A 6,849-nucleotide genomic window follows, 5' to 3' on the forward strand; every position below is an offset into this window, starting at 1 on the left:
TCTTCGTATTTCTGACCTCTTGGTACTAACCTCGCTTTCCTCTGCTTAGCAGATCATCATCTCACCGAACACGAGACCCTATAATCGTTACCCTGCTCTTCCTTTCGTAATAGCTTCATTTCTTGAACGCAGTTGCTTCGAGGTTTTTTGGACACTTCTAAAAAATGAAACGCAACAGTTTCGATAAAGCGACACGGACGATTCTTTCGGTGTTAAACTCTCAAATGAATCTACTTCATTTTGATTTCGACGGGAGCAATAATGGACGACTACCTGGGCTACAACAAACACGAATACAGAAGAACAAGAAAACTCGCGATTATTGAAGGCTCCTTTTTCAATCTCGCATTTCTTGTAACTCAGGGCTTCATCGTTACCGGACTTGCTCTCGAATACGGCGCGTCGGAGATGCTAATAGCGATAATCGGCGTTCTACCAACGCTGGCACAGCTTGTTCAGCTGGCCGCACCTCTTGTCTTGAAGCTGTTTAAAGACAGAAAGAAGGCTTTGCTTTTCAGTGCGCTCCTCGGTAGAATCCCTATTGCATTTATTCCAGTTACCCTTGCTTTAGGGATAAGAGCTCAGTCACTACTCCTTGTTCTTCTTGGCTTAGTTGCCTTTGGCAACTCACTCGTGGGGACGTTCTGGGCATCTATAATGGGCGACGTGATTGATCCGGAAACGACGGGAAAGTATTACGGTAGGAGGAACCTGATTCTCTCACTCAGCACAATGCTGATCACACCTGTGTATTCATTGATCCTCGACCGTTACGAAGGCTCTCTCGGATTCATTATTGTGACGTCTATGGCTACTGCCTTTGCGATAACAACAATATTCCTTTTGAAAATGCACTACGCACCGCCCGTAAAGACCTTTGGCCGTGGACGAATGTTCAAGGAGGTATTTTCGAATCTCAAGTTCAGGCAGTACCTCAAATTTGCCTTTGTCTGGAATTTTGCGATAACTATTTCTGGCCCATTCTACGCATACCATCAGTTGGTCAATCTTAAAGTCAGTTACTCGTATCTGAGCATTTTGAGCATAGTCGCCTCTCTCACTTCCATGCTGATGTACGTATTGTGGGGAAAGATATCCGATCAAATAGGTCATCAGTCGGTAGCGGAATTCGGGATTCTCGGGGCGACTTGTCTAGCACTGATGTGGGTGTTTGTGACTCCCCAAACAGCGGTCTTTCTCTTACCGGTAGATGCCATCGTAACTGGAGTTGTCTGGAGCGCAATAAACCTCTGTCTCTTCACGATGATGATGGGAATGATTAGAGGTTACTCCGTTGAGTCGTACGTTGCAGTACAGGCTTTTCTCAACGGGATAGGTGCTCTCGGTGGTTCCCTGCTGGGAGGATTCATAGCCTCTTATCTTAAGGGCAAGAGCATTACGATTTTTGGAATGGAATTCTTTGGTATCCAGGTTATCTTTTTGGTCGGTGCATCGTTTAGGTTCTTGTCTTTTCTTCTTCTTAGGCGTGTACAGACACCTAAGATCAAGACCGTTACTCAGGTCTTCTTCAACACAATGTCTACGGTAGGCAGAAGAATGGCCACCAGGCCCTACGAATTCCCGGTCCTTCAACTTAGATCGAGAAAGAAGAGAGAAGAAGCCGAGCCTTTGAAACTCGACCTGCCCAGCTCAATGATTGACCTCAGCGATATTGAAGGGATAGAACCTGAAGAGACAACAGATGACAGCGATCACGAAGAACGCTCTGACTCCTAGGCGATATCACCCAGCTCATACTGAAGCCTGTAAAGATCCGAGTATATTCCGCCCTTTGAAAGCAGCTCCTCGTGTGTTCCCGACTCTACAAGCATGCCCTTGTGAATCACCATGATTCTGTCCGCATTTCTGATCGTCGAAAGTCTGTGGGCAATCGTGATCATTGTCTTTTCCTTTGATATCCTCTCCATAGCCCTCTGAATGAGCGCCTCGGTTTCCGTGTCGACGTTTGCAGTGGCTTCATCGAGAACAAGAATATCAGCATTGAAAACTACAGCCCTTGCAAGAGCTATCAGCTGTCTTTCACCGGCCGAGAGCGTTCCGCCTCTCTCCAGAATAACTGTGTCGTACTTGTCTTGCAAACGCTCTATGAAATGGTGTGCATAAACGTACTTCGCCGCTTCGATCACTTTTTCCCTGCTGACGGTCTTATCGAAGAGGCGTATGTTGTCGAGAATACTCCCGGAAAAGAGGAACACATCCTGGAGAACAACGCCGACTTTCTTTCGAAAACTCTGAAGGTTGTAATCGTAGATGTTCCTGCCATCTATCTTTATCTTCCCCGACTGAATCTTGTAAAGCCCTGTGAGGATACTTATTATTGAAGTCTTTCCTGCGCCGGTTTCTCCGACGAAGGCGATCTTTTCTTTTGGACGAACCGAAAAGCTTATATCCTTCAAAACTTTGTGCTCGCCGTCGTATGCGAAAGTTACATTTTCAAACTCTACCGTGCCTTCGAGTGATTTGACTCCTGACTCGTTCGAATTATATTTCTCTTCCTCTTCGTCCATCAACTTGAAGATCTTCTCTGCAGAGGCCATTGCATTCTGCACGATGTCGTACTTCTCTGCGATGTCTTGAAGTGGCCGGAAGAACATGTCAATATATGAGATGAAGGCTACCAGTACTCCGAAGGCGAGAGTATTTCCAATAATGCTCTTTACCCCGAACCAAATAACAATCGCTATCGTTACGTAGTAGAGGAGGTCAAGCAGCGGTCTGAAAATGGCGAAGACCCATAGCTGCTCCATCAGGCTCTTGAAATGGCTCTTATTGACGGTGTCAAACTCCTTCTTTTTTCTCTCTTCCTGATTGAAAAGCTGTGTTATGGACATCCCGGAGATGTGTTCGGCGAGGAATGCATTGATTATTGCGAGCCGGGTTCTTACCTTTCTATATGCGACTCTATCGAAGTATCTGAAGACAAAGATCGCGCCGGCAATCACCGGGAGAATTGCCACCGTTATCAAGCCGAGATACGTCGAGAGGTTGAGCATTATTATGATTATTCCGCCGAGTAAGAGAACATCCTTCACCATAGATGTTATAACACTGGTAAAGAACTCGGCAAGGTTCTCTGTATCGTTTGCCACCCTTGTGGCAAGCCTTCCGCTTGGGTTGGTATCGAAGAATCTCATAGGGACTCTGATCAGGTGTCGAAAGAGATCGACTCTAATTCCGTGTGTGATCTTCTGCCCCATGTAAGATGTCGCGTAGACCTGTCCATAATTGACGAAGAAAAGCGAAAAGAGAATGAGACTCATGAAAATTGCGATCTGTCCTATCCCATTGAGATCCTCAACTCTTAGTTCGGTCAGCTGCTTTTCGGTAATTGGATAAGTGGTCGTCCCATCGGTAACGCTATACATTCCGGACTCGTCCTGTTGAAGATAAAAGGTACCCTCTTCCGACTGGACAAAACTGTATGAATTGCCCTCCTCGACAACGACGAGAGAATACTGATTGTCCATGTAATCGTCTATTGCCTTTCTCATAAGCAGTGGAGGCAGTAGGTCGAGAGCCGTCGAGGCAGCGATCAAAACCAATGCGAGAATAAGAATAGGAACGTATGGCTTTGTGTACTTCCAAAGTCTAAAGACTACCCGCCAGTCTTCAACTTTGAGTTTTTCTTCTATTTCGCTATAAACGTTTTCTGCCACGACTATTCCTCCTCGAGCTTTTCTTCGAGCATCTGTCTCTCGTACATCCTCTGATACAACCCTCCGGCCTCTACGAGATCCGCGTGGGCTCCCTTTTCCACGATTCTTCCGTCATGGAGAACATATATCTCGTCGGAATCCACAACAGCCTTCAGCCTGTGGGAAATAACGATTATCGACCTGTTGATTTCGGATTCTTTAAGGGACTTCAGAATCTCAGCCTCTGTCTCGGTATCTACGGCGGAAAGACAGTCGTCAAGAATTACTAGAGGCGCCTCCTTAATCAGGGCTCTTGCAATCGAGATTCTCTGTTTTTGACCTCCGGAAAGCGTTACGCCTCTCTCTCCGACAATGGTTTTGTATCCCTTGCTAAAACCTTCAATATCTTCATGAATCGAGGCAACCTTAGCGTACCTTTCGACCTCTTCATCCGAGATCTCCATATTTCCGAATCGAATGTTGTTTCCTACTGTCTCTGAAAATAGGAATGTCTCCTGTGGAACATACGCAACGTTGTCTCTAATCGCTTCCGGTCTAAGATTGTTGATATCTACACCGTCGATAAAAAGCATCCCCTCTTCAACGGGATACAGCCTGGCTATAAGCTTTGCCATTGTCGATTTGCCGGATCCCGTCGTTCCTACTATGGCTATCTTGGAGTCCGGTTTAACTTCGAAATCAATGTTTTCCAGCGCCGGTCTTGAACCAGTGGGATAGGTGAAGGTCAGGTTCTTCATCACGACGTGGCCCTCAAAGCTCACGACTTCGATTGGATCGTTCGTAGTAATATTGTTCTCTTCTTCAAGGACTTCCATAAGCCTTCTGTAGGAGCCCTTCCTCTCTGGATAATGTTTATAACCCATCCAAACGCGGTCATAGGCCAGACAAGCATTCCAAGATATGATGTGAATGTTATGTACTCTCCCAGAGTTATCTGCCCGAGTATTACCATTCGTCCACCAAACAGCGTGGCCAGTACAGAGCCCAGCATCGAGAGGGTCTGAGTCAAAGGGAAGAACATTCCCCAGACTTTGACTAGATTCATATTCTTGTCTACGTAGAGATTCGACTTTTCCGTGAGAGTCTCGTTCCTCAGGTCTTCTATACCGTAGCTCTTTATCAGGCGAACACCCGAAATCGATTCCTCTATCGTATCGGTTAGATCGGAAAAGGAAGCTTGAACCAGTTTGAATCTTTTATGGATCATCTTTCCGAAAAACGTAGAAACAATTGCGAGAGCCGGAAGAGGGGCAATCGAGATCCAGGTCAAACTCCAGTTCGTGAAGAGCCCCATGGCGAAGATTGTGACGGTAACCAGAAAGACAGCATCTATGATCATTACAACTGCCGGGCCCATAGCCATTCGAACGGCGTTGACATCGTTTGTGAATCTGGCCATCAGGTCGCCCACTCTGGTCTTGTCGTAGAACGTAGGGGGAAGTGTAAGAAGTTTCTCGAAAAGAGTCTTCCGAGTATAGTATTCGAATCTCCGAGCCGCTCCCATTATGAAGACGCGCCAGAACAACCTTGTTATAAAAAGGCCGAACGCAACACCTATGACTGCCATTATCAGCAGTCCGACTAGGTTAAGATCTTGGGCGCCGCCCCTGATCTCATCCACAATCATTCCTATAACTCTTGGAGTAACCAACATGAGCAGATCCACAAGAATAAGAAAGATTGAACCATAGAGGTACCTTGGCCAGTTGTGTTTCAAGAAGTCTCTTATCAAAACTATCGCCTCTCTAGTCCGCTAAACTAACTTAATATCATACTACATTTCAGGGGAAAGTGCGATGAATTTCCGAAAAGCATTTCAAGAGTCTTTCCTCTCCAATGTATAATAATATCATCAATTCAGGTTTTCCGAATCTAAACCAACACCGGAGAAGGATTATGAGAGAGATTATTGCCGTTGTGCTATTTTTTGCCATTGCAAGTACTGCCATGCCCGTTGCAGTCGTCTTTTCAGGTGGCGGAGGTAGAGGGGCGTACGAGGTCGGGGTTTATGGAGCTCTGCTGGATCTTGGACAGGATATCGAGGGGATCTATGGGTCCTCTGTCGGGGCCTTGAATGCCGCCGGATTAATAAGCGAAGGATTTGAGGCGGCCAGGGACTTGTGGTGCAGCATGGATTATTCGGAGCTCATGAACGCCTCACCGCAACTATATGAACTGATTCAAGGCAATATCGCGCAGCTTGAGACTCTTGAACTGGCATCTGCAATGAGGACTCTTACTTCGAACAATGGCATTGATATAGAACCGTTGAGAAACAAGATGAAGGAGATTATTGCCGAAGAAAAGGTAAGAGAGAGCGAGATTGAACTTGGAATTGTCCTTTACTCACTGAGTGAAATGAAGCCCTATGCTCTTTACAAAGCCTCCATACCAGAAGGAAAGCTAATTGACTTTGTTCTGGCAAGCGCAAACTTCCCTGCCTTCACAAGAGAAGAGATAGATGGAGAGGTCTTCATAGACGGCGGTGTTTACTCGAATTTTCCGCTCTTCATGGCGAAAGAAAGGGGTCACAGGGATGTCGTAGCCGTTGACCTTATTGGCATGTACTTCGGAGACTCTCTTGCTTACGTGAATATCTTTACCGACGGAATGGATGTGACGCTCATTCAACCTTCCGAACAGTTTGGAACAGTCATGACCTTCGATTCCGAAGTCTCGAAGAACTATCTTATTTGTGGTTATCTTGATACGATGAAGGCTTATGAAGTCTTACGGGGCGAAAAATACTTCATATTCGGGGATGAAGATCCCTTGCGGGACCATTTCCTGTCCCTTGACAGTGAGTCTCGAATCGAAGCCCTGAAACTACTGGGACTTGACGGAGTAAAAGACGAGTGCGCCGAGTACCATTACTACCGACAGTTCATTCCCTGGCTGGAGAGTACGTTGAAAACGCCATACATGAAAACAAGTGAGCTGGTCTCATCATTACTCGAAGAGATGGCTGACTTCCTCGAAGTCGAAAGGCTGATCGCCTATTCGCCTTCGGGTCTGCTGAGGGCGGTCCTGGCAGCATACAGAGCCGATGACTTTCGAGATGAGCGAGATCTGGACTACCTCACTATTTACAGGAGGCTTCTCGTTTTCCTTGAGTATCTTCATCGGCAGAAGCCTTTTGAAGTGCAGAGTTCCGCTGAGTTCAGATCCTTTC

Annotated in this window: 5 protein-coding genes; 2 read left to right on the top strand and 3 right to left on the bottom strand. The window is 46.4% G+C overall.

Annotated features, from left to right (window positions below):
- Positions 1-261: 261 nt before the first annotated feature.
- Positions 262-1,737, top strand: a complete 1,476-nt coding sequence (locus tag BG32_RS01090) for an MFS transporter (RefSeq protein ID WP_121526262.1) — start codon at positions 262-264, stop codon at positions 1,735-1,737.
- On the opposite strand, the gene BG32_RS01095 is transcribed toward BG32_RS01090, so the two are convergent.
- From BG32_RS01095 to BG32_RS15995, 3 genes are read right to left on the bottom strand one after another with little or no spacing between them, the layout of a single operon-like run.
- A complete protein-coding gene (locus BG32_RS01095) occupies positions 1,734-3,677 on the bottom strand; it encodes an ABC transporter ATP-binding protein (protein ID WP_121526263.1) in 1,944 nt (647 codons plus the stop codon). The genes BG32_RS01090 and BG32_RS01095 overlap by 4 nt on opposite strands.
- A 2-nt stretch (positions 3,678-3,679) precedes the next feature.
- Positions 3,680-4,492, bottom strand: a complete 813-nt coding sequence (locus BG32_RS15990) for an ABC transporter ATP-binding protein (protein ID WP_259459417.1) — start codon at positions 4,490-4,492, stop codon at positions 3,680-3,682.
- The gene (locus BG32_RS15995) at positions 4,435-5,409 is read right to left on the bottom strand and encodes an ABC transporter transmembrane domain-containing protein (RefSeq protein ID WP_259459418.1); all 975 of its coding nucleotides are present in this window, start codon (positions 5,407-5,409) and stop codon (positions 4,435-4,437) included. The genes BG32_RS15990 and BG32_RS15995 overlap by 58 nt, the downstream gene beginning before the upstream one ends.
- Before the next feature lie 164 nt (positions 5,410-5,573).
- Here BG32_RS15995 and BG32_RS01105 point away from each other — a divergent pair.
- Positions 5,574-6,849: patatin-like phospholipase family protein (locus tag BG32_RS01105; protein ID WP_147434776.1), on the top strand; the 1,276-nt coding region annotated here is incomplete at its 3' end.

It is taken from the genome of Mesotoga sp. HF07.pep.5.2.highcov (genome assembly GCF_003666285.1).
Classification (GTDB): Bacteria; Thermotogota; Thermotogae; order Petrotogales; family Kosmotogaceae; genus Mesotoga; species Mesotoga prima.